The following is a 23,318-nucleotide window of genomic DNA, read 5'->3' on the forward strand; positions in this document are numbered from 1 at the left end:
CAGTCTTCCGGCAACGGGGCGCCGAGGCGAGGGACCGCTCCGGGGAGGCGGAAACGGGGTGGGCCCGAGTACGCCGGGGAGGCACGGGCCCACGGCCGGTACGCTGCCGGGGTGACGGAGCAGACCGGGCAGGACGCGCGGCGGCCCGCGAACGACGGGCCGAGGGCCGCCGTCCGCAACCGGGCCGCGCTGGTCGCCGCCGCCCGGGAGGTCTTCGCGGAGCACGGTCTGGAGGTGCCGCTGTCCGCGATCGCCCGCAGGGCCGGGGTCGGGCAGGGCGTGCTCTACCGGCACTTCCCGGACCGGGCCGCCGCGGTGGCCGCGGTGCTGGAGGAGAACGTCCGGCAGATCGAGCGGGCGGCCGAGACCGGGGGCATGGCCTTCCCGGACGTCCTCGGAGTGCTGACCTGGCATCTGATCGAGTCGTCGGCCTTCATCGGCCTGCTGCACACCGACCGGCCGGGCGGCCGTTCCGACGTCCGCGCCCACGCGGTGGGGCTGTCCGGGCGCGTCGAGCGCGCGCTGCGGCGCCGGCTGCCCGGCGGCCATCGGCTGGGCGCCGGGCAGGACCTGACGCTCGCGGTCGCCATGGTCTCCGCCGCGGTCGCCGGAGCCACGCGCGAGGAGAGGGAGCGCCGGGCGCTGGCCGCCTGGCGGCTGCTCGGCGTCGAGGTGGGACGGGTGGCCCCCTTCGAGGGCTGAGCCGGTCCGGGTGCCGGGGTCCGGGTACCGGCCTCCGTCAGCCTCTACCGACTTCCGTCAGCTTCCGTCGACCTTTGTCGTCGACCTCCGTCAGCCCCCGTTGGACTGCCGAGTGCCCTCCGCGAGCGCGTCGAAGGCGTACAGATACCCGCCGGCCGGGCCGCTGACGGTGAGGTAGGCCCGGGTCCCGCCCGGCGTGATGGCCACGTTCGTCGCCGACTCCAATCTTTGTGTGTCGGAAGGGAGTTCCACGGTCGCCAGCCGCTTGCCGTACCGGTCGTACACGGCCATCGCGGCCCGGCCGTGGAGCCCCTGGTAGAGATTGCCGTCCGCGTCCACGGCGATCGAGTCGGTCTGCGCGATCCCGCCGTCCACCCGGATCGCGGTGTGCCGGGACGTGACCTTCCCGTCCTGGTCGAGGCGCAGGTAGGAGATCCGGTTCTCGGTGAGCTCGCTGAACCACAGCCCGCGGTACTCCGCGTCGAACGAGATCCCGTTCGGGGCGGCCAGCTCCCCGGCCAGGACCGTGGCGTTCCCGCCCGCGCGGTCGATCCGCACCACGCGGCCGTGCGCCTCGTTCTCGGACAGCCCGCGGGAATCGCTGACGTACAGGTTGCCCTCCGGGTCGAAGGCGATGTCGTCCGGGCTCATCCGCACCCCGTCGACCTCGCCGGAGAAGAAGGTCCGGCGATCGCCGCCACCGGGGGCCAGGCTCACGATCTCGCCGTGCGCGAAGTCGCTGAGGTAGAGCCGCCCGTCGTACGGGCTGAACTGCGCCGAGGTGTAGGCGCCCCGGTCGTCGGTGTGGAACGTGCGGAAGGTCTTCCTCCCGACGTCCACCCGCATGACCTTGGGTTCGCCCGCGGGCGCGGTGACATCGACGACGAGCAGGTCGCCGTTCCCGTCGAACGTGGGTCCTTCCAGCAGGGTCATCCCGGTCCCGGCGTGCGGCCGGGTCAGCCGCATGACCTTCTGCGCCCGGACGGTCCTGCCCTCGGTGGCGGTGGGTGCCGTACCCCCGGGGTCGAAGCTCTCCGTGCCGCACCCGGTGAGGAGCAGGGTGCCGACCGCGGCGAGCACGGCGAAGGAACGGGCCGAGAACTGCTGCATGGGAGATCACACTTCCTGTTCGTCGCGAGGTTTCCGCTGCTCCGGAGCGTGTACGCGCCAACGGGGCGATGTGTTGTGTGGCCGAATACCGCCGTGCCGTCGAACCGTAACCGGACAGTGTTGTCCGGTACTTGCTACCGTAGCCGACCACACCCGCCCCGCGCCCCCCAACAGCCCATGAACGGAATCCACGTGACGGTGCATCAGCTTGGCGACCCCGACGAACTGACGGCGCTGCGGCGGCGCTACCGGCTCGAACGCGAACGGCGCGTCCGCCCCGACGGCGCCGCCCAGTACCGCACCGCGGACGCCGGTTTCGGCTACTACGCGGCCGACCCGTACACCACCGGGCCGGACGAGCGGGAGCCCCGCCGCGACACCGTCGACGTCGCCGTGATCGGCGGCGGGTTCGGCGGCATCCTCGCCGGGGCGCACCTGCGGAGCCACGGCGTCCAGTCCGTCCGGATCGTCGAGAAGGGCGGCGACTTCGGGGGCACCTGGTACTGGAACCGGTACCCGGGCGTCCACTGCGACATCGAGTCCCACGTGTACCTGCCGATGCTCGACGAGACCGGCTACGTACCGGAGTGGAAGTACGCCCCCGGCGACGAGATCCGCCGCCACGCGGTACGGATCGCGCACCACGCCGACCTCTACGCGGACGCCTTGTTCTCCACCGCCGCCACGGCGCTGACCTGGGACGAAGCCTCGGAGACCTGGATCGTGGCCACGGACCGCGGCGACGCCTTCCGGGCCACGTACGTCATCACCGCCACCGGAACCCTCACCGACCCGAAGCTGCCCGGGATCCCCGGGATCGAGACGTTCACGGGGCACACGTTCCACACCTCGCGATGGGACTACGGCTACACCGGCGGCACCCCCGGCGGCGGCATGACCGGACTCGCCGACAAGCGGGTGGGCATCGTCGGCACCGGCGCCACCGCCGTCCAGGCCGTCCCCATGCTGGCCGAGGACGCCGCCCACCTCTACGTCTTCCAGCGCACCCCCTCCACCGTGGACGTCCGCGCCAACCGCCGCACCACCGCCCGGGACGTCGGCGCCGACCACGAGGGCTGGGCCCGCGAACGCCGGGAGAACTACCTGCGCATCGTCTCCGGCGAGCCCGCCGAGGAGGACCTGGTGGCGGACCGGTGGACCGCGTCGGCCGGCCTGCTGGAGAAACTCCTGCCCAGCTTCCGGCGCCACGGCGACCGCGAGGCGTTCGAAGCCGCCTACGAGACCGCCGACGCCGCCAAGATGAACGAACTCCGCGCCCGCGTCGACGAGACCGTCACCGACCCGGAGACGGCCCGCAAGCTCAAGCCCTGGTACCGCTACGCCTGCAAGCGCCCCACCTTCTCCGACCTGTACTACCCGGCGTTCAACCGCGACAACGTCACCCTCGTCGACACCGCGGACACCCACGGCATCGAGCGCGTCACCGAGGACGGCGTCGTGGTCGGCGGCACCCCGTACGCGCTCGACTGCCTGATCTTCGCCACCGGGTTCGACGTCGGCGCCTCCGGCATCCACTCCGGCAGGCTCCCCGTCCGCGGCCGGGACGGCGTCGAGCTCCTGGACAGATGGGCGCGCCGGGGCCCGCGCACCCTCCACGGCTTCACCAGCAACGGCTTCCCGAACCTCATCCAGCTGGGCTCCCTCCAGAACGCCAGCAGCGTCAACTTCACCCACATCCTCGACGAACAGGCCCGCCACGCCGCCGCCCTCGTCGCCGCCGCCGAAGCCGCCGACGCCCTCATCGAACCCTCCACCGGGACCGAGGACGCCTGGCTCGCCCTCCTGGCCGAAGGCGCCCCCGACCACGAGTGGTTCCACGCCGAATGCACCCCCGGCTACTACAACCGCGAAGGCCGAGGCCGCCCCAACGGCCCCACCGCCTACCCGCACGGCGCCGTCGCCTTCCACGAACTCCTGGCCCGGTGGCGGGAGGAGTCCCTGGGGGAGGTGCTTCGGGGGAGGGCGGGTCAGCGGCCGTGACGACCAGAGCCGGCACGGGGCCAGGAACAAGAAGAGGCCCGGACCGAAGTCCGGGCCATGGGTCGGGACTACTGTCCTGACCACCAATCCAGCAGGATCCCCGCAAGCAACTTGCCGACGAAGGAGCCGGCAAACTGCTTGAAGAACCCACTGCAGCGGTTCTCGGACTTGTTCATGTAGTGACACCTTGGAGATCGGCGGCTACACGGATACCAGGCTCGGGACCCGCTGGGCAGTGTCACTGAGCCGTGGGGACGCATCCCCTGTCGTGCAGTCGCTGGATCTCCTTGACCCGCCCCCGACTGTACGCCACATGAAGTCCGTTTGAGGGTAGATGTCTTGGAGGCCCTGCTAGAACACTCATATGGAGAGCAGTGCCGAAACCGGGTCCAACGGCGAGAGCCCCCTCTGTCACCACGGCCGTACCCGATTCCTGGACGCCCGCCTACGGGGCAAGGACAGGGGACTGACGAAGCCGTACCCGGTGGTCTGCCATCTCGTCGACACCGGCGCCTACTTCGCGGAGCTGTGGGAGTTGACCGTCGGGCCGTCCCTGCGCGCCCGTGTCGCCCTGGAGCTTGGGTTGTCGGAGCCTGACGCCGCACGGGAGTTGGCCTTCTGGGCCGCGCTGCACGATCTGGGGAAGATCTCTCCGTCCTACCAGCATTTCCTCTCCACGGAAGCGTGTAAGGACTACCCGGAGTACTTCGAACAACTACTCGCTGACGGTCGCTACCGGCACGGCAGGGGCGGCACCAACAACAGAACGGCGCCGCACGACAGGATCACCCACTGGGCCCTGCCCGGGATCTTCGAGCAACTGGGCTACTCGGCGGACGCTCCCGGCGGGCAGGCCCGCGATCTCATCGGTCATGCCGTCGGGCAGTTGCTGGGTGGGCACCACGGGTCGTTCTACCCGCGGATGGAGAGGCGGCAGCTAAGAAGCCCGGCAACATTCCTGCCGCAGCTCGGGCTGGGCGCATGGCCGGAGCAACGCCTCGGCCACGCCCGCATGGTGCGGACGCTGATCACGGACGACGGCCCGGTACCGACAGGCATGCTCCCGGTCGAACTCGCGGTCGTGGTGCTGGGCGTGGTGATGGTGGCGGACTGGATGGCCAGCGACACGAAATCGATCGAGTCGGTGCGCTGTCTCGCGGACGAGGCGTGCTGCTGCGACGAAGCCCTTCGGCAGCACTGGGAGCGTGTCCGGGAGACAGCCCGTGAGCGAGTGGGGAAACAGGCTCTGGGGCGGTGTGGATTCGCTGCCTCGCCGGAGGAGGAACTGCTGCGGGCCGCCGGGTTCCCGGACGGCTCCGTGCACGGCCGACTCGCGCGACGCCTCCTCACGGAGGCCGGGCCCGCGCAGGGCGGCATGCTCCTGGTGAGTGCTCCCACAGGGCCTGCCCGCCGACGGCTGGGGATGGTGGCGGCCTCGAAGCTGGGCCGCGCGTCCAAGGCCCGAGGCATCGCTCTCGCGCTACCGGACGAGATGCACCTCGATGATGCGTCGAAGGAGCTGGCGTCGTTGGCCGGCACGCTTCTGGAGGGCTCCGGCGAGCTCGTCCGCCTTCACACGATGTCCTTCGACGTCGGGCCGGAGACCGCCTTCGAGGACATCCCCGAACTCAGCCTCGCCCCGGAGGACCAGGCCGTCGCGAAGAAGTGGCTCACCCAGCAGCGCCGTGGGTTGCTGGCCCCGCTCGGGGTGGGCGCGCTCGACCAGTTCCTGTTGGCCGTCCTGCCCGTGCCGGACAACGCGGTGCGACTTTTCGGGCTCAGCGAGAAGGTCTTCGTGGTGGACGACGTGCGCCCACAGGAGCCGGCGCTCCATCAGCTCCTGTGCTCGCTGGTGGAGTGGCTGGCGGCCCTCGGGACATCCGTGGTCCTGCTGACCGACACCCTGGCCGGGGAGAGTGCCGACCGTCTGGTGACGGCATACCGGAGAGGCGCGCAGGTGGCCCGGGGGCCGAAAACCCGGGAGAACGGTGCGTCGCCGTCGGCGGAGCTGCCGAGGCCGGGCTGGCTGTACGTCGACGGGCGGGACGGGTCGGTCACCGCGGTCGCCGACGACGCTCCGGAGGATTCGGTCCTGCCTGTTTCCCTGCTCGAAGCCCGGTCGAGGCCCGGGGGCGCGGACCCGTACGTGGACGCCGTCACGGACCGGTCCGGGGGCACCGGCTCAACCCTTGTGTGCTGTGACAGTGTGGAGGAGGCCCAGCGGACCTTCATCGCGATCGAACAGCACCGTCGCCTGCACGCGACACCCGGCGAGGTCCGGTTGCTGCACCAGCGCTTCCGCCGACACCACTTCCGCGAGCTGATGGAGGAATGCGCGGCAGCCCACAAGAATGCGGCGCAGGACGGCTCGGTGCTCGTCACCACCCCCGCCTTTGCCGAATACCTCCCGTTCCGTTTCGAACGTGTCGTCACTCGTTCCGCCCCGCTGCCGTCGCTGTTGGCCCGCGCTTCCCACGGCCGATGCCTGACCATCCTGGAAGGCGGGGAGCAGACCGGCTCGCCGATGGACCGGGCCTTGCGGCAGCACACGGTCCAAGCGCTCCGATCGCACGGACCGCAGCTTCGACTCCCCGATGACGCAGCTCGGTTGATCCGCCAGGTCTATGACTCGGACAGCTATCTGGCCGCTTTCGAGGACATCAGAGCCAGGCGGAAGGGGCACCTTCTGGCCGCCGCGGCCGAAGGACACGAGGCATGGCTGCTGCACGAAGCCCGGCGCGCCGGCATCCGCGGTCCAGCGGACGTCCACGGCGATCTGTACGAGCTGACCCGGACCGAGCGCGGCCTCACGAAGGAGCGCCTCGCAGCCACGATGGGCATCGAGGAGGCATACGTGCTGTTCATCCACCTCCGGGGCGAGGTTCCCTTCCTGGATCCCGAGGGGAAGGAGGAGGTGCCGCGCCTCAAGGAGGGCGGAGGCTCGGCCGTGGCCGCTCTGGCCCGGCACGCGATTCCGGTTCCGCCGCAGTGGGCGCCTGCGGGAGGGCTGTCGGAGCAGATGGGCCGTGAGCGGTTCCCCCGCCTCAAGAACCTCAATTACACATATTGGATAAAGCGGACGTGGCTGAATCAGGTGTATCCCGTGGTGCTCGGCGCGGACGGCGACCCCGACACCGGTCTCCTCGGGGCCATGCGGGTCGGGTACACCAGGACCGGCCTGTTCAGGCACGGTTGATCGCCTGATTCTCCGAAAAGGGCGCACTGCACATGGTGATCGTCTACGCTCACCGACAACCCGGGGCTACGTAAAGTCCCGTCGTGGGCACGGTGAGTGCGCGGCCTTGCCGGGGTAGGGCTGCCATACGGGTCTCCGGGGCGGAAGAGAACGCGGGAGACCGGGGGAACAATGGAACCGTCACGGGCGATGAATCTCTTCGACGAACCGTGGATTCCGGTGCGTTGGCTCCCCGGCCGGGACGGCCCGGAATCCGTGGGCCTCCGGGAACTTCTGCGGTGCTGCCAGGACATCGAAGCTCTGGACATCCCGCTCGCCGCCGCCCACTCGGCACTCCTGCGGGTGCTGTACGCGCTCACCGCACGGGTCACCAGGCTCGACGAGGAGCAGGACGACGAGGCCCTGGACACCGACTGGCTGCGCCGACGTCAGGAAGTCCTCGAAAACGGAGCACTGCCGGAGTGCCGCATCGCGAGGTACGTCGATCAGTGGCACCACCGCTTCTTCCTCTTTGACGCTGGTCCGACCGGCCGTCCGTGGCTGCAGGACCCGCGCCTGGCGGAGGAGTGCACCGAGTCGAGCGGCGTCAACAAACTGGTGGTGACCCGGCCTTCGGGCAACAACCACTCCTGGTTCGGTCACGTCCGCGACGACGCCCCGCACCCGCCCTCCGCGGCCACGGCGGTGCTGTACCTGCTGATGTGGCACTACTACGGGGCCCCCGGCAAATGCACTCCCCGACTGCTCCACGGAGAGCGGATCTCCGAAGCCAGGCGCGGGCCCCTGCACGGATCGCTCTCCTACCACCCGGAAGGGGAATCGCTGCTGGTCACCCTTCTCGCCGGGCTTGTGCGCCCCGGGGCGGACGTACGGCGCACGGAAGACCTCTGCTCCTGGGAGCGGGACGAGCCGACGGACCCGGCGGGCGCTCCCCCCGTTCCGCTCGGCCCCTGCGGCTGGTGGACGGACATTTCGCGGCACGCTCTCCTGCTCCAGCCCGACGATCGCGGGGAGCACGTCACGGACGCCCGCATCACCTGGGCGTACCGCCTTCCGGGAGGGTTCGACGACCCGTACCTCGTCTGGGAGCACAGGACCGTCAAGAACGAGGACATCCGCTCCGCCCGACCGGCCAAGGCGAGCAGGGCCCTGTGGAGGGATCTGGACGGCCTGCTGGGCCATCAGCCCCCGGAGGCCGACGGTGAGGCGACCACGGTGGAACGTCCCAGACTGTTCGCGACGGCGGCCGAGCTCACCGAGCAACTGCGCATCAGGGCGCTCGGCCTGGACCAGAACAAGTCCAAGAACATCCAGTTCGTCAGCGGACTCACCCCCTCGACCGTGGGCCATCTGACCGATCGGGTCCCCGAAGCCCAGGTCGCGGTCGGACGACTGCGCAGGCTGGGCGAACGGTACGGGGAGAACCTCGTCGGAGCGGTGCGCAAGGCCTGGGAGCTGTACACGAGGGGAGATCCCAAGCAGGCGGGCAAACTCGTCCCGCAGGCCGAGGCCCTGTACTGGCCGGCTGCCGAACGCGAGTTCTGGTCCCGTTTCGACTGCCTCGACCGTACTCGCGAGGACCCCGACGGCGGCCTGGACATCCGCGGGGCGCGCGACGCCTTCCTGCGACTCGCCCAGGAGGCTTACAAGCACGCGACCGAACCGCTCACCCGTTCCACCCGCGGGAACCAGGCAGTGATCGAAGCCCATGGCCTGCTGTGGGCTACGCGCCCCGTGCGCAAGAACAAGTAGTCATCACGCCGACCGGAAGGTGCCCCATGGCAGAAGACCGCAGAGCCACGGTGCAGGAGCGCCGCGCCGAGAACCTGAGTTTCGTACGGGAGATCCGGCAGCTGTGCGCGGAAAACCCCGGGGCGCACGCGCGCCTGCGCCGAGGTCTGGGCAAGGACATCGACCAGGCATCCGGGATGCAGGAGTACATCGCACACTGGCTCCCCGAGAAGCGGAACCGGGAGCGGGACCGCGCCTACTACGCGGTCGCCGCGCTCATCGCCGATCAGCCCCGCCACGTCGTTCGCGACCGGCCGGTGGAGGAACCGAAGACGGAGCAGCCGAACGGTGTCTACGGTGCCAGCTTCGGCCACACCCTCGCCGAGTCCGTTCTCAAGGCTCCCGCACAGGAACGCTCACGCCGCCGGGACAACACCCGCAGGCGTCTGGACCTCCTCGTCCGCCAGAGCCCCACCGGGCTGCACCGCTACCTCCCCCAGACCACCCGCCTCCTGCGCCAGTACGAGACCGAACCCGACTGGGCCCAGCTGCTGAGCGATCTGACCCGCTGGCCGTGGAACGCCGCAGAGATCGGGAGCCGGTGGCAGCAGGACTACTTCCGTACCCTCCACCGCGATGAGTGGGGGAAGAAGGACCAGTCCGACGTAGCCCAGGCCGTCCCGGAAGCCTGAGCACCCTCAGTCCGACCGCCGTACCCGCACACCACTCCAGAAGGAGCCCTCCGTGGCGACCGCGCACCTGCCCGCCTGCTTCGTCGACGTGCACGTTCTCCAGAGCGTCCCCGTGTCCACGCTGAACCGCGATGACCTCAACGCCGTCAAGACGGTGGACTACGGCGGTGTGCGGCGCACTCGTGTCAGCAGCCAGTCATGGAAGAGGGCGCTGCGCGAGGAGTTCCAGAAGGAGATCGGACAGTACGCCACCCGGACCCGCCGGATCGACAAGGCCGTCGCCGACGTCCTCACGGAGAAGCACGGCTGGGACCACCAGGAAGCACGTCGGGCCGGTGCTCACGTCGTGGCGGCCTCCGGGATCAAGTTCGCCATCGACGGGAAACCGGACCAGGAGAACTACAAGGCCATCACCAACGGACTCGTCTATCTGTCCTCCGAGTCGATCGAGGAACTCGCCGACCTCGCCGCCGAGCACCCGGACAAGATCAAGAAAAAGAAGATCGAGAAGGCGACCGACAAGTCGCAGCTCCCCGCAGCCGAGATTCAGAGCATCATCCGTCGGGGCAACGCCGTCATCCACACCTTCGGCCGCATGCTCGCCGAGGTCGATGGCGCCGATGTCGACGGGGCGGTCCAGGTCGCCCATGCCTTCACCACTCACCGCAGCGACGTTCAGGTCGACTACTTCACCGCCGTCGACGACCTGACCTCCGCCTGGGGCGAGACCGGCAGCGGCCACCTCAACGAGGCCGAGTTCTCCGCCGGCACCTTCTACCGCTTCGCCACCATCGACCTGCGCGAACTCATCGCCAACATGGGCAAGGTCCGCACCTCCGGAGGCCCCCGCGACGCCTCCGAGGATGCCCGTAACATCGCCGGGGCCTTCCTCTCCGCCTTCATCCGCTCCCTGCCGCAGGCCAAGAAGAACTCCACCGCACCGCACACCGCACCGGACCTCGTTCACATCAGCGTCCGCAGCGACCGCCCGCTCTCCTTCGCCGCAGCCTTCGAAACCCCGGTGCGCTTCGCGCAGGGCGGCGGATACGGAGCCGCGTCCCGCGACCAGCTCGTCGCGTACGCACGGACCGCCACCACTCTCATGGGCAGCAACCGCATCCTCTCCGCCCACTGGGCCGGTACCGGCCAGGACATCGAGGGACTGGGGGCGCGCGTCGACTCCTTCGACGCGCTGGTCGAAGCCGGCGTCGGAGCCGCGTTCGCCCCGTTGGGGAGCGGAGCGTGACCGTGCCACAGCCACCTCGGGAGCCCGGGTTGCTGCTGCGCCTCGCGGCGCCGTTGCAATCCTGGGGAGAGCGCAGCCACTTCACCGAAGAGCGTGACACCGCCTCCTTCCCCACCAAGTCGGGCGTGCTCGGCCTGCTGTCCTGCGCGCTGGGCCGATCCCGCGGGCAGGACAACAGCGACCTGCGCCGACTGGGACTCACCGTGCGCATCGACCGGCCCGGCTACGTGCTGCGCGACCTGCACACCGTCGGTGGCGGCCTGGCCCCCAAGGACACCGTCCGAACAGCCAAGGGCGGCAACCGCGGCGAGAACAGGTCCACTCTCTACGGCCACCGGCTCTACCTTGCCGACGCCGCCTTCGTCTGTGCGCTCACCTGCCCGGAAGAGGCGGTTCTCGACCGCTGCGCCGACGCGCTGACCACTCCGCGCTGGCCCCTGTACCTGGGCCGCCGCGGCTGCCCGCCCGAGGGCCCCGTTCTGCTCGACCGCAGTGCGGACGTCCTCGGCGGCCTCCTGCGGCTTCCCCTGCCCGCGCGGTCCCGGACCTCTGCTGCCGTGACGCTGCTCGCCGACCGCCCCCTCGGCTGGCTCCCACGCCATCCCGAGGACACCGACGACGGCTCCCGCCCCAGCTCCGAGGTACAGGACGAACCGGTCGACACCGCTTCGCACCGGCGTGCTTTCCGCACCCGTCGGCTCTACCGGGGCTCCTGGCACCCGCCCGAGCAGCTGTACACCAACAAGCTCGGCGTCGACTACCTGGAAGAGCTCGCCCGGTATCTGAACCCCGCCACCGTGCCCTCGCCCGACGGTCCGGAGGCCGCCGTATGACCACCTGGCTCGCCCGCCTCGTTCTCGACACGTCCCGGACCGACGTACGCGAGGAACTGCGCAACGCCGTGGCCATGCACCGGCGCGTGATGTCCCTCTTCCCCGACCTTCCCGAACTCGAAGAGCCACGCAGACATTTCGGCGTACTGCACCGGGTCGAACGGACCGAGCGAAAGGCCGTGCTCATGGTCCAGAGCAATAAGGAGATCGCCCCGGAACGGCTTCCGGGCGGGTACGCGGTTGGGGTGGCCTCCCGCAGCATCGAGCCGCTTCTGGACGCCCTTGCCCACGGCCGCCTCCTGTCCTATCGCTGCGACGCCAACCCCATCCGTCGCCCCAGCAGCACCACGCGGGAGCTGTACACGAACCTGCCTTCGGTCGTTGCCCTCCAAGGCCGCCATGCCGACGACTGGTGGCACCGACGGGCAGAAATCGCCGGTCTCAAGATTCACACACACCTCTCCCACCCGCTGGACGCGGCTGTTGGCCGCCGTGGAAAGGGCAGCGGCGCCCAAAAGGTGCGTCATCACCGGGTCCGCTTCGAAGGCACCGCGGAGATCGTCGATCCCGATGCGCTGCGAGCCGCGATGACCGGTGGCGTCGGAAAAGGGCGGGCGTACGGGTGCGGGCTGCTGACCATCGCGCCGCTACGGGCGGGGGAGTAGGCGCGGGTGACTGCCCTTTTCGGCGGACCGAATCCGGGACCCGCCCCTGCGGGCTGGGTCGACAGATCGGGATCGTGCGAGGGTGGCCGCATGAACCACCTTGCCGAAGCGCAGTCACCGTATCTGTTGCAGCATGCCCACAACCCCGTCGACTGGTGGCCGTGGTCGGAGGGGGCCTTCGCGGAGGCGCGGCGGCGGGATGTGCCGGTGTTTCTGAGTGTGGGGTACAGCTCGTGCCACTGGTGCCACGTCATGGCGCACGAGTCCTTCGAGGACGGGGCCACCGCCGCGTATCTGAACGAGCACTTCGTCTGCGTCAAGGTGGACCGCGAGGAGCGGCCCGATGTGGACGCGGTGTACATGGAGGCGGTGCAGGCGGCGACCGGGCAGGGAGGGTGGCCGATGTCCGTGTTCATGACGGCGGACGGGGAGCCGTTCTACTTCGGTACGTACTTCCCGCCCGAGCCGCGGCACGGGAGTCCGTCCTTCCGGCAGGTGCTCGAAGGGGTGGCGGCCGCCTGGGGCGGGCGGCGGGGGGAGGTCACCGAGGTCGCCGCGCGGATCGTGCGGGACCTGGGCGGGCGCTCGCTGGTCGGCGGCGGGGACGGGCTGCCCGGGGAGCCGGAGCTGTCGCAGGCGTTGCTCGGGCTGACCCGCGACTACGACGAGAGGTACGGCGGATTCGGCGGGGCGCCCAAGTTCCCGCCGTCGATGACCGTCGAGTTCCTGCTGCGCCACCATGCCCGCACCGGGGCCGAGGGCGCTCTCCAGATGGCCGCCGACACCTGCCGGGCGATGGCCGAGGGCGGGATCTACGACCAGCTCGGCGGCGGGTTCGCCCGGTACGCGGTGGACCGGGAGTGGGTCGTGCCGCACTTCGAGAAGATGCTCTACGACAACGCGCTGCTCTGCCGGGTGTACGCGCATCTGTGGCGGGCCACCGGTGCGGAGCAGGCCCGGCGGATCGCCCTGGAGACCGCCGACTTCATGGTGCGTGAACTGCGCACCGCCGAGGGCGGGTTCGCCTCCGCGCTGGACGCCGACAGCGAGGACGCGGCCGGCCGGCACACCGAGGGCGCGTACTACGTGTGGACGCCCGAACAGCTGCGGGAGGTGCTCGGCGAGGCGGACGCCGCCTTCGCCGCCGAGTACTTCGGGGTGACCGAGGAGGGAACCTTCGAGGAGGGTGCCTCCGTGCTCCGGCTCGCGGGGGGCGGGGTGGCGGACGCGGAGCGGGTCGCCGGGGTCCGGGCCCGGCTGCTGGCCGCCCGCGAGGCGCGCCCGCGCCCCGGCCGGGACGACAAGGTGGTGGCCGCCTGGAACGGGCTGGCCGTCGCCGCGCTCGCCGAGACCGGGGCCTACTTCGACCGGCCCGACCTGGTGGAGCGCGCCACCGAGGCGGCCGACCTGCTGGTCCGGGTCCATATGGGGGACACCGCGCGGCTGACCCGTACCTCGAAGGACGGCCGGTCGGGTGACAACGCCGGGGTCCTGGAGGACTACGCCGACGTCGCCGAGGGCTTCCTCGCGCTGGCGGCGGTCACCGGGGAGGGGGCCTGGCTGGAGTTCGCCGGGTTCCTCCTCGACATCGTGCTCGTGCACTTCACCGGCGAGGGCGGCGAGCTGTACGACACCGCCGACGACGCCGAGCAGCTCATCCGCCGCCCCCAGGACCCCACCGACAACGCGGTCCCGGCCGGCTGGACGGCGGCGGCCGGGGCGCTGCTCTCGTACGCCGCGCACACCGGTTCCGAACCGCACCGGACCGCGGCCGAGCGGGCACTCGGCGTGGTGAAGGCGCTGGGGCCCCGGGTGCCCCGGTTCATCGGCTGGGGGCTCGCGGCCGCCGAGGCGCAGCTCGACGGGGTGCGGGAGATCGCGGTCGTCGGACCGGTCGGCGGCGAGCTGCACCGTACGGCGCTGCTGGGTACGGCGCCGGGGGCGGTGGTCGCGGCGGGGGAGGCCGGTGGGGCGGAGTTCCCGCTGCTGGCGGACCGGCCGATGGCGGGCGGGGCGCCGACCGCGTACGTCTGCCGGCGCTTCGTGTGCGACGCGCCGACGACGGACGCGGCCGAGCTGGCCCGGAAGGTCGGGGCGCGGCGGTAGGGGAGCGGGGAAGCGAGCGGGGAAGCGCCTCCGCTCTCGGCCGGCCGGTCCTGTCGCGGAACGAGTACGCGGGCGCACCGGGCCCCCGGGAGGGGGCGGTGCGCCCGTGTGGCCGACGGTCAGTGGTGGTTGTAGGCGACCAGCGAGATGCCGACGTAGTGGACGACGAAGGCCGCCAGGGTCAGCGAGTGGAACACCTCGTGGAAGCCGAACCAGCGCGGCGAGGGGTTGGGGCGCTTGATGCCGTAGATGACCCCGCCGGCGCTGTAGAGCAGCCCGCCGACGACCACCAGCACCAGGACGGCGATCCCGCCGGTCCGCATGAAGTCGGGCAGGAAGAAGACCGCCGCCCAGCCCATCGCCAGGTAGCACGGGGTGTACAGCCAGCGCGGGGCGCCGACCCAGAACACCCGGAAGGCGATCCCCGCCGCGGCCGCCGCCCAGACCGCCCAGAGCAGCGGTGTCCCGGTGGACTCGGGGAGCAGCAGCAGGGTCAGCGGGGTGTACGTGCCCGCGATGATCAGGAAGATGTTGGCGTGGTCGAGGCGGCGCAGCACCGCCTCGCCGCGCGGACCCCAGGTGCCCCGGTGGTAGAGCGCGCTCACGCCGAAGAGCAGACAGGCGGTCAGGGTGTAGATCCCGCAGGCGATCCGGCCCCGGGAGCTGTCGGTGAACGCGATCAGCGCCACCCCGGCGACGATCACGGCGGGGAACATCCCGGCGTGCAGCCAGCCGCGCAGCCGCGGCTTCACGGGAAGGGCGTCGGACTCGGCTGATTCCGGCCCGGTGGGCGCGGGTGCGGCAGCGGCAGCAGTCATCCCCGCATCGTACCTACGCAACCGTAGGTAACCGATACAAGTGGCGATGCTCACGTGTGCGGCCCCCTGGACATATGGGCGGAACGGGCGGATGATCAAATGAGTGCGGTCGGCACCGGATGAGCGCCAACGGGATTCGAAGGGGTAGAAGCATCCGGGTCGCAGCCCCCACGGGGCAACTACCAAGCAGACACCCTCTACAAGGAGCGATCGTGGCGCGCGACATCGCGGCTCCCCCCACTCTTCCCACCGACCACCAGGAGCTCGTCTCCTGGGTGAACGAGATCGCCGAGATAACGGAACCGGACCGGGTGGTCTGGTGCGACGGCTCCGAGGCCGAGTACGAGCGCCTGTGCGGGGAGCTCGTCGCCAAGGGCACGTTCACCAAGCTGGACGAGAGCAAGCGCCCGAACTCCTACTACGCCGCGTCCGACCCGAGCGATGTCGCCCGGGTGGAGGACCGCACGTTCATCTGCTCCGAGAAGGAGGAGGACGCCGGTCCGACGAACCACTGGAAGGCCCCCGCCGAGATGCGGGAGATCTTCACCGGTGAGAAGGGCGTCTTCCGCGGCTCGATGCGCGGTCGCACGATGTACGTCGTCCCGTTCTGCATGGGCCCGGTCGGCTCCCCGCTCTCCGCGATCGGCGTCGAGATCACCGACTCCGCCTACGTCGCCGTCTCGATGCGCACCATGACGCGCATGGGCCAGGCGGTGCTGGACGAGCTCGGCACCGACGGCTTCTTCGTCAAGGCCGTCCACACCCTGGGCGCCCCGCTGGAGGAGGGCCAGGAGGACGTTCCGTGGCCGTGCAACTCCACCAAGTACATCTCGCACTTCCCCGAGGACCGCGAGATCTGGTCCTACGGCTCCGGCTACGGCGGCAACGCCCTGCTCGGCAAGAAGTGCTACGCGCTGCGCATCGCCTCCGTCATGGCGCGTGACGAGGGCTGGCTCGCCGAGCACATGCTCATCCTCAAGCTCACCCCGCCGCAGGGTGAGGCGAAGTACGTCGCGGCCGCGTTCCCGTCGGCCTGCGGCAAGACCAACCTCGCCATGCTGGAGCCGACGATCCCCGGCTGGACCGTGGAGACCATCGGCGACGACATCGCCTGGATGCGCTTCGGCGAGGACGGCCGCCTCTACGCGATCAACCCCGAGGCCGGCTTCTTCGGCGTCGCGCCCGGCACCGGCGAGCACACCAACGCCAACGCCATGAAGACGATGTGGGGCAACTCCGTCTTCACCAACGTCGCGCTCACCGACGACGGCGACGTCTGGTGGGAGGGCATGACGGAGACCGCTCCGGCCCACCTCACCGACTGGAAGGGCAACGACTGGACGCCCGCGTCCGACACGCCCGCCGCCCACCCGAACGCCCGCTTCACCGTCCCGGCCGGGCAGTGCCCGATCATCGCGCCGGAGTGGGAGGACCCGAAGGGCGTGCCGATCTCGGCCATCCTCTTCGGCGGCCGCCGCGCCTCCGCCGTCCCGCTGGTCACCGAGTCCTTCACCTGGCAGCACGGCGTCTTCCTCGGGGCCAACGTGGCCTCCGAGAAGACCGCCGCCGCCGAGGGCAAGGTCGGCGAGCTGCGCCGCGACCCGTTCGCCATGCTGCCGTTCTGCGGCTACAACATGGGCGACTACATGAACCACTGGATCAAGGTCGGCGCGGACAAGGACCAGTCCAAGCTCCCGAAGATCTACTACGTGAACTGGTTCCGCAAGAACGACGCGGGCAAGTTCGTGTGGCCCGGCTTCGGCGAGAACAGCCGCGTCCTGAAGTGGATCGTCGACCGTCTCGACGGCCGCGCCGAGGGCGTCGAGTCCCCGATCGGCGTCCTGCCGGCCAAGGGCTCCCTCGACACCGAGGGCCTGGACCTCTCCGAGGACGACCTGGACTTCCTGCTCGACGTCGACAAGGAGGTCTGGCGCGAGGAGGCGGCGCTGGTCCCCGGCCACCTCAACACCTTCGGCGACCACACGCCCAAGGAGCTGTGGGACGAGTACCACGCGCTGGTCGAGCGCCTGGGCTGACGCTCCCCGGGCGCGCCCCGCGCGGGACGCGCCCGCACACCCCCGCGGCCGGGCCCCGGACATCCGCCCTGACCTGTGGGGCCGACAGCCCGCCGCGGTACGACGACCCCCGGAACCCCCTCGCGGTTCCGGGGGTCGTTCCCCTTTCCGGTTATTCCAGCCATTCCGGCGTTTCGCGGTGAACGCCCGAGGATCGCCCGAAGTCCCCTCAGGGCTTGCGCACCGGACCTTCACAACGCTTCGATGATCCTTCACATCGGCTCCGGCGCGGTCGGCCGGGGCAACAGAGCCTGTGGGGGATCCAGTTGAGCAGGAAAAGGCACTCCGTACGTATCGCGGCGACGCTCGCCGCGCTGACCCTCGGCACCGCGGGACTCACCGCGCTCGCGCCGCCCTCCGCCCACGCCGCGGACGGCTCCGGGCCCGCCTCCGCACCTGGCGACACTGTGGCCAAGCTCCCGATGTCCACGTTCGCGGCGATGGTCGTCGACTCGGTGCACGAGCGCGTCTACGTGACGGACGGCCAGGCCCGCACCACGAACAACCAGGTCCACATCTACAACTTCCAGGGGCAGAAGACGGGATCCGTCGCCGTCGGCACCGTCCCGTCCGGGATGGCGCTGAGCACGGACGGCGGGACGCTCTACGTCTCGCAGTCCTCGGCCGTCCTGGCCTTCTCCACCGAGACCTGGGAACGCACCGGGATCGTCGGCACCGCGACCGCGCCGAACTGCCCGCGCGACGTCGCCTTCGCCGGCGGCAAGGAGTGGCACGCCGAGACGCCGTACAACGGGACCGACTGCACCAACTTCTGGAGCGGGCTCTACGGCTCGGCGGGCAACGCGTCGGTCAACACCGGGTGGAACGCGGCGAGCCGGCTGCGGCTGGAGAGCGACCCCGAGGTCCCGGACCGCCTGCTGATGGCGCAGTCCCGCACCGCCACCGAGACCAACCCCTTCGTCACCTACTTCGACGCGAGCGGCGACACCCTCGTGCGCGGCCCGGAGCGCCGCTTCGCCGACGCCCAGGGGCAGGGCGGCCTCGACATGAAGGACGTGGCGCAGACCCCGGACGGGCGCCGGATCGCGGTCGCCGACGCCGCGTACGGCACCCGGCTCCTGGACGCGGCCGACCTGTCCGACGCGCCCGTCCCGTACCAGCCGCTGCCCGAGGGGGCCAAGGCGTCGGCGGTGGCGTTCAGCGGCGACGGCACGTACGTCGCCCGGGGCGCCAGCGCGACCGGGAGCACGCCCGACCTGCTGGTGCAGCCCGCCGACCCGGCGTCCGGCCGGGCCCCGCTGGAGTTCGTCTTCGAGGGCGCGCTCGACGGGGACCGGGTCGTGCCGCGCGGGCTGGGCTGGTCGGCGGACGGCTCGCGGCTGTTCGCCGTCACCACCGACCGGACCACCACCGAGTACTGGCTGCACATCATCAAGCCCCCGGCCGCCCAGTACGACTCCCGGTTCACCGGCGGGCTCTCCACCACACCGGGGCAGCCGGTCGTCGGCGAACCGGTCGGGATCAGGGGCCGGCTGGAGCTGGACGGGCCCGCCCCCGCCGAACCGGTCAGGGTGACGGCGGTACGGCACGACGCGAACGGCGACCGGAAGCTCGCCGCCGTGGACGTGGACAGCGACGGTTCGTTCACCGTCCTCGACGTGCCGTCGCTGGTCGGGGACGCCACCTACACCGTCTCCTTCACCGGTGACGTCACCCACCGCCCCGCCGAGGACGTCGGCCTCGCCGTCACGGTGGCCAAGGCCCCGACCGCGCTCACCCTGCGGGCCCCGGCGGAGGCGGTCAAGAGCGAGGGCCTGACGATCACCGGCACCCTCACCGGACAGGGCCGGGCGCTCCCCGCCGGGATCACCGTCTCCGTGGTGCGCACCGACCGGAAGGGCACCGGCACCCTCACCTCGGCCGCCGTCGCCGCCGACGGCACCTTCACCGTCAACGACCTGCCCCGGGCCGCCGGGCAGGTGACGTACGAGATCGGCTACGCCGGGGACGAGCTGCACGCCGCCTCGACGGCCACGGCGACGGTGCGCGTCCGCAACTGACGCGCGGGGCCCTGCCGGGGCCTGCCCCGACGTGCCGACGCCCCGCCGGAAGGCCGGGCGCCGGCACGTCGGGGACCCGCCCTGACCGGTCCGTCCCCTATCCGCCGCGTCCCCTGTCCTCCAGGTGGCGGGTGTGGGACTGCTGGCGGCGGGCCTCCGTCTCGCGGAGGGCGGCCGCCAGGGCCGTGGCCTCGCGGTGCAGCAGGGACAGCTGGTGTTCCAGCTGGCGCTCGGGCGGTTCCGCGCCGGGGGCGACCCGGGTCCACCAGCGGGTCCGTACGAAGGTGTCGACCGCCTCCGGGATGTCCTGGTGCACGGTGCGGGACAGGGCGTGGACGCCCTCCGGGTCGGTGGTCAGGGCCCCGGACGCCCAGCCGGGGGCGAGGAGCCCGTCGAGCAGCTCCATCAGCTCGGTGAGCCGGCCCGACGCGGCGGGCGGCAGCTCCACCGTGTCCAGGTACTCCCGCAGCGTCCCGAAGCCCTCCCGCACCGCGTCCAGCCGCGACGACGTGTCCGGGAGGGCCGGGAACCCCGGCGCGGGCGGCCGCTCGGGCGGGGCGATCAGCGCGCCCGCCGCGTACAGCGCGGCCACCACCGCCGGCCAGTACGTCCCGGCGAGGTGGGTGAAGGTGAGGGCGAGGCCGGTCAGCCCGCCGGCGCACCCGGCGATGTTCTTCCGCGACCCCAGGTACGCCGCCACCCGGCCCGGGGCGCCGCCGCCCGGGGCCGCCCCGTTCCTACTGGTACCCACGGATCTCCTCGAAGGCGCCGTCCAGCGAACCCGGCCCCCGCTCCTTCGTCGCGTCGAAGAGCCGTCCGCCGGTCAGGGCGGCGATCCGGTCCAGCTCGGCCCGGTCCGAGTCGCCGAAGACGACCGGGAAGACCGGGGTGGCCCGGCGCTCGTCGGGCAGGGCGCGGTAGTAGGCGGTGAAGTCGCGGGCGGTGTCGCCGACGGTGTTCTCGCCGTCCGTCATCAGCACGATCGAGGTGAACGCGGACGCGGTGTCGGCGCCGATCCGCTCGTACGCCGACCGCAGGCTGGAGTAGATCGCCGTCTCGCCCCCGGCGCTCAGCGCTGCGGTGTCGGCGCGCAGCGCGGCCGGGCCCCGGCGCGGGTCGGCCGGGTCGACGGTATGGGTGCGGACCTGCTTCACCGAGGAGCCGAACGGCAGCAGGGTGACCTCCTCCCGCTCCCGGAAGTCCCCGGTCAGCCCGGTCAGCGCCGCCTTCAGCGCCGCCAGCCTCTCCCCGGCCATCGAGCCCGAGGTGTCGAGCACGTACACGGTCCGCGAGGGGCGGCGCAGCTTGTTCTCGTAGGCGTGCAGCAGCCCGTCGGCGACGGACCGGGAGCCGGGGAAGGGCAGTTCGCGGCGGGTGCCGGCGGCGAGCGACGGGGCGGGCCGCACCGAGGGGACGACCGGGCGGCGGAAGGTGTCCAGGGTCAGCTTCCGCTGCGCGTCGGGGGTGCGGAGGTACGCGGTGAGCGCGCGGACCGCGTCCTTGGCCCCGGGCGTGGCGGAGGTGAGCGCGCTGAGCGGGTAGTCCGCCGTCAGCACGCCGTCGCGGGGGCGGATCACGGTCAGCCCGGTGTGACTGTCGCGGTTCAGCGAGAGCAGCACCGACTCGTAGTTGATCAGCGCGTCCACCGTGCCGCGCCGGGCGTACGCGGTGGCCAGCCAGCCCGAGGAACCGGAGGTCAGCCGCTGCCCGGCGAAGAACTCCTTCAGCTTCCCGCTCGCCCCGCGCACATCGGCGTCGGTCAGCGCGGCCTGGGCGCCCGAGAGCCCGGAGGCGACCGAGACCAGCGCGGAGAAGCCGGAGTTGGAGCGGGCCGGGTCGGTCATCCCGTACGTCAGCCGGCCCTCGGCCACCGCCCGGTGCACCTGCGACCAGGTCACCTCCGAGGGCCGCCAGCCCAGCCGGCGCACCGTCGACGCGCGGACCCCGAGCGCCACCGGCGACGTCATCAGCGGGGTCTCCGAGGTGAGGTGCGCGGCGGCGTCCGGGTGCAGCCGCAGATAGTCGTTGGAGGAGAGCCAGACCGCGTCGTACGCCCGGTCCGCCGTGCCGGAGCCGAGCTGTTCGACGGCGTCGAGGGTGCCGGTCCAGGTGGGTTGGACGGTGATCCCGGTCGCCTCCCTCGCCTCCTCCAACAGGGGCTTCATGTCGGCGAGTTCGCTGGAGGCCAGGATGCGCAGGGTGCCGGGGCGCCGCGCGTGGCCGCTCTCCCCGGACCCGTCCGGGGAGCCGTCGCCGACGGGACCCGAGCAGGCGGCGAGCAGGGCGATTACGGTGGCGGACAGCAGGGCGGCGAGCGGGCGCGGCGCCCGGCGCCGGGGCGCGCCGGGCCGTCTTCCGGGGCGGTACGTCGTCGGCCGGTGCTCTTCGGTCATGGCGGGGTTCTCCCGGGAGGCGTGGGGTGTCAGCCGCGGGTCCGCCGGGCCATCGCGCGCAGCACCGTCGCGGTGGGCACGGGCGCCTGACGGACCCCGGTCAGCTGCTGGTCGATGTAGTCGGTGTGACCGGCGGTGGCCGCGGTGAACTCGGCGGCCGCGCCCTGCGGCCGGAAGCCGTGGCGCACCGCGAGCCTGCGCAACTCCGGGTCGGTGGAGAGGAGTTCGCCCAGTCGGCGGCCCGCGGCGGTGAGCGGTACGAGGGTGTGGTCGCTGGAGACGGTGGTGTCGGGGTAGAGGAGGACCAGGTCACCGGCGTCCTGGTGCTGCATCAGCAGCGCGGCCACCTGGGACTCGTAGACCAGCACCAGGGGGTTGCCCACCCCGCTGATGAAGTCCCGGAACGGGGCGTCGCTGCTGGTCTGCTGGGCGCCCTGGACGCGGATCAGCTTCCTCAGGAGCGGGGCGGTGCGGTCGATCGCGGCGCTGTCGGCGGCGACCCGGCCGCCGTCGGCGACATAGGACGCGGCGGCGAGGTAGAGGGCGCCGGAGTTGGACGAGACGGGGTCGGTGCTGGTGATGAACATCGTGCCGGTCAACTCGGCGCGACCCTCGGCCCCCTTGAGCTGCTGCCAGGTCCGGTCGTCGCGGGCGGCCCGGAGGTAGGGGCCCATCAGCAGCTTGCCGCTGGTCCGCCCGCGCAGTACGGCGAGGCCGTTGGCGGCCAGGACCTGGGCGGCGGCCCGGTGCGCCACGACGACCAGCGGGGAGTAGAAGGGCCGGAGCGGCCCGCCGGTGACGGCCGACCGGCGCTGGAGGTCGTCGGCCGGGGCCTTCGAGCCCGGGAAGGCGAAGTCGTACCCCTTGAGGGAGAGCCGGTCCATGGCCCAGGAACCGGAGGTCTCCGCCTTGACGGTGAGCCCCCGCCCGGCGAGGGCCTTCACCACGCCGGGATCGGCGAAGAACTCGGCCTTCTCCGACCCGATCACGCCCCGCACGGTCTCCGTCGCCGTGCCCGGGTCCTTGCTGTCGCGGCCCGCTGCGACGGCTATGGCCACCCCGCCGATCAGCAGCACCGCCAGAACGATGCCCACGATGCGTCTCACAGCGGAAGCCTGCTCGCGGAAACCCACATTCCGGGTCGGGCCGGGTGGACGGGAGGTGAAGCGCTGATCCCAGTACGCAACGGGGGCGGTACGGGGGTGGAAACGGCGCGGGGGCGCGCGGGTGGAGGGCGCCCGGTCCGCGCGCCTCGACGGCACGCGGACCGGGGCCGTCAGCGGGCGCCGGCCAGGCAGGCCGGTGCGGGGGCGGCCAGCGCCGCGGTGTGGGCGTCCATGCGCTCGGCCGCCAGGATCGCCGCGGCCGTGTCGGCGCGCGACGCGGCGACCACCAGCGCGCGGCCCGCGAGGGCGTGGGCGCGGCGGTGCAGCGCGGCCTCGGGGGCGCCGGTCCGGCCGGCGTGGCGGGCGGGCGGTGCGCCGCGCAGCCGGGCGACCTGGGTGGCGATGGCATCGCCCGCCGTGCCGAGGCCCAGTTCGTCGGTGACCGCGAGGAGCGCCGCCAGGTGCCCGGCGAGCTGGATGTCCAGCTCCTCCTCGCGGGAGCGGCCCGGGAAGTCGTCGTGGTCAACCGGTGTGTGGACCGACTTGGTGCGGATCGGTTCGTACATGGATGGCCTCCTGGGGGGTGCGTGTGGCCATCCTACATTGGATTGAGTCTAAAGTTG

General features: G+C 71.7%; 17 protein-coding genes. 11 read left to right on the plus strand and 6 right to left on the minus strand.

Annotated features, from left to right (window positions below):
- Window positions 1-111 precede the first annotated feature (111 nt).
- Window positions 112-702: a helix-turn-helix domain-containing protein gene (locus tag ACF08W_RS12040; RefSeq protein ID WP_392279184.1), complete on the plus strand. Its 591-nt coding sequence runs from the start codon at window positions 112-114 to the stop codon at window positions 700-702.
- Window positions 703-792: 90 nt separating this feature from the next.
- On the opposite strand, the gene ACF08W_RS12045 is transcribed toward ACF08W_RS12040, so the two are convergent.
- Entirely contained in the window at window positions 793-1,812 is a 1,020-nt protein-coding gene (locus ACF08W_RS12045; RefSeq protein ID WP_392279185.1) for an SMP-30/gluconolactonase/LRE family protein, read from the minus strand.
- A gap of 177 nt (window positions 1,813-1,989) precedes the next feature.
- On the opposite strand from ACF08W_RS12045, the gene ACF08W_RS12050 reads away from it, so the two are divergent.
- From ACF08W_RS12050 to ACF08W_RS12085, 8 genes are all read left to right on the plus strand, one after another.
- A complete protein-coding gene (locus ACF08W_RS12050; RefSeq protein WP_392279186.1) occupies window positions 1,990-3,813 on the plus strand; it encodes a flavin-containing monooxygenase in 1,824 nt (607 codons plus the stop codon).
- Between the two features lie 364 nt (window positions 3,814-4,177).
- Window positions 4,178-7,009: a CRISPR-associated endonuclease Cas3'' gene (locus ACF08W_RS12055; protein WP_392279187.1), complete on the plus strand. Its 2,832-nt coding sequence runs from the start codon at window positions 4,178-4,180 to the stop codon at window positions 7,007-7,009.
- Between the two features lie 189 nt (window positions 7,010-7,198).
- Complete coding sequence (gene casA, locus ACF08W_RS12060; RefSeq protein WP_392279188.1) at window positions 7,199-8,761, plus strand: type I-E CRISPR-associated protein Cse1/CasA; 1,563 nt, start codon at window positions 7,199-7,201, stop codon at window positions 8,759-8,761.
- Window positions 8,762-8,787: 26 nt separating this feature from the next.
- Window positions 8,788-9,432 carry a type I-E CRISPR-associated protein Cse2/CasB gene (gene casB / locus ACF08W_RS12065; protein ID WP_392279189.1) on the plus strand — a complete coding sequence of 215 codons (645 nt, stop codon included), beginning with the start codon at window positions 8,788-8,790 and terminating at the stop codon, window positions 9,430-9,432.
- A gap of 52 nt (window positions 9,433-9,484) precedes the next feature.
- Entirely contained in the window at window positions 9,485-10,678 is a 1,194-nt protein-coding gene (gene cas7e / locus ACF08W_RS12070) for a type I-E CRISPR-associated protein Cas7/Cse4/CasC (RefSeq protein WP_392279190.1), read from the plus strand.
- A 2-nt stretch (window positions 10,679-10,680) separates the two neighbouring features.
- Window positions 10,681-11,511, plus strand: coding sequence for a type I-E CRISPR-associated protein Cas5/CasD (gene cas5e / locus ACF08W_RS12075; protein WP_352273424.1), 831 nt, complete (start codon window positions 10,681-10,683; stop codon window positions 11,509-11,511).
- Window positions 11,508-12,176, plus strand: coding sequence for a type I-E CRISPR-associated protein Cas6/Cse3/CasE (gene cas6e, locus ACF08W_RS12080; RefSeq protein WP_392279191.1), 669 nt, complete (start codon window positions 11,508-11,510; stop codon window positions 12,174-12,176). Before cas5e ends, cas6e begins: the two co-directional genes overlap by 4 nt.
- A 90-nt stretch (window positions 12,177-12,266) precedes the next feature.
- A complete protein-coding gene (locus ACF08W_RS12085) occupies window positions 12,267-14,282 on the plus strand; it encodes a thioredoxin domain-containing protein (RefSeq protein WP_392279192.1) in 2,016 nt (671 codons plus the stop codon).
- 119 nt (window positions 14,283-14,401) lie between these two features.
- On the opposite strand, the gene ACF08W_RS12090 is transcribed toward ACF08W_RS12085, so the two are convergent.
- Complete coding sequence (locus tag ACF08W_RS12090) at window positions 14,402-15,100, minus strand: hemolysin III family protein (protein WP_385214406.1); 699 nt, start codon at window positions 15,098-15,100, stop codon at window positions 14,402-14,404.
- Window positions 15,101-15,312: 212 nt separating this feature from the next.
- On the opposite strand from ACF08W_RS12090, the gene ACF08W_RS12095 reads away from it, so the two are divergent.
- Both ACF08W_RS12095 and ACF08W_RS12100 read left to right on the plus strand, forming a co-directional pair.
- Window positions 15,313-17,136 carry a phosphoenolpyruvate carboxykinase (GTP) gene (locus tag ACF08W_RS12095; RefSeq protein ID WP_385214403.1) on the plus strand — a complete coding sequence of 608 codons (1,824 nt, stop codon included), beginning with the start codon at window positions 15,313-15,315 and terminating at the stop codon, window positions 17,134-17,136.
- Window positions 17,137-17,441: 305 nt separating this feature from the next.
- The gene (locus tag ACF08W_RS12100; protein WP_392279193.1) at window positions 17,442-19,196 is read left to right on the plus strand and encodes an Ig-like domain repeat protein; all 1,755 of its coding nucleotides are present in this window, start codon (window positions 17,442-17,444) and stop codon (window positions 19,194-19,196) included.
- Window positions 19,197-19,293: 97 nt separating this feature from the next.
- On the opposite strand, the gene ACF08W_RS12105 is transcribed toward ACF08W_RS12100, so the two are convergent.
- The 4 genes from ACF08W_RS12105 to ACF08W_RS12120 form a co-directional block, all read right to left on the minus strand.
- The gene (locus ACF08W_RS12105) at window positions 19,294-19,947 is read right to left on the minus strand and encodes a hypothetical protein (RefSeq protein ID WP_392279194.1); all 654 of its coding nucleotides are present in this window, start codon (window positions 19,945-19,947) and stop codon (window positions 19,294-19,296) included.
- A complete protein-coding gene (locus tag ACF08W_RS12110) occupies window positions 19,934-21,589 on the minus strand; it encodes a substrate-binding domain-containing protein (protein WP_392279195.1) in 1,656 nt (551 codons plus the stop codon). Before ACF08W_RS12110 ends, ACF08W_RS12105 begins: the two co-directional genes overlap by 14 nt.
- Window positions 21,590-21,618: 29 nt before the next feature.
- Window positions 21,619-22,722: a hypothetical protein gene (locus ACF08W_RS12115; protein WP_385214390.1), complete on the minus strand. Its 1,104-nt coding sequence runs from the start codon at window positions 22,720-22,722 to the stop codon at window positions 21,619-21,621.
- Between the two features lie 143 nt (window positions 22,723-22,865).
- Window positions 22,866-23,261 carry a hypothetical protein gene (locus tag ACF08W_RS12120; RefSeq protein ID WP_352273415.1) on the minus strand — a complete coding sequence of 132 codons (396 nt, stop codon included), beginning with the start codon at window positions 23,259-23,261 and terminating at the stop codon, window positions 22,866-22,868.
- Window positions 23,262-23,318: the final 57 nt, after the last annotated feature.

Origin of the sequence: Streptomyces sp. NPDC015144 (assembly GCF_043079735.1) — a bacterium.
Classification (GTDB): domain Bacteria; phylum Actinomycetota; class Actinomycetes; order Streptomycetales; family Streptomycetaceae; genus Streptomyces.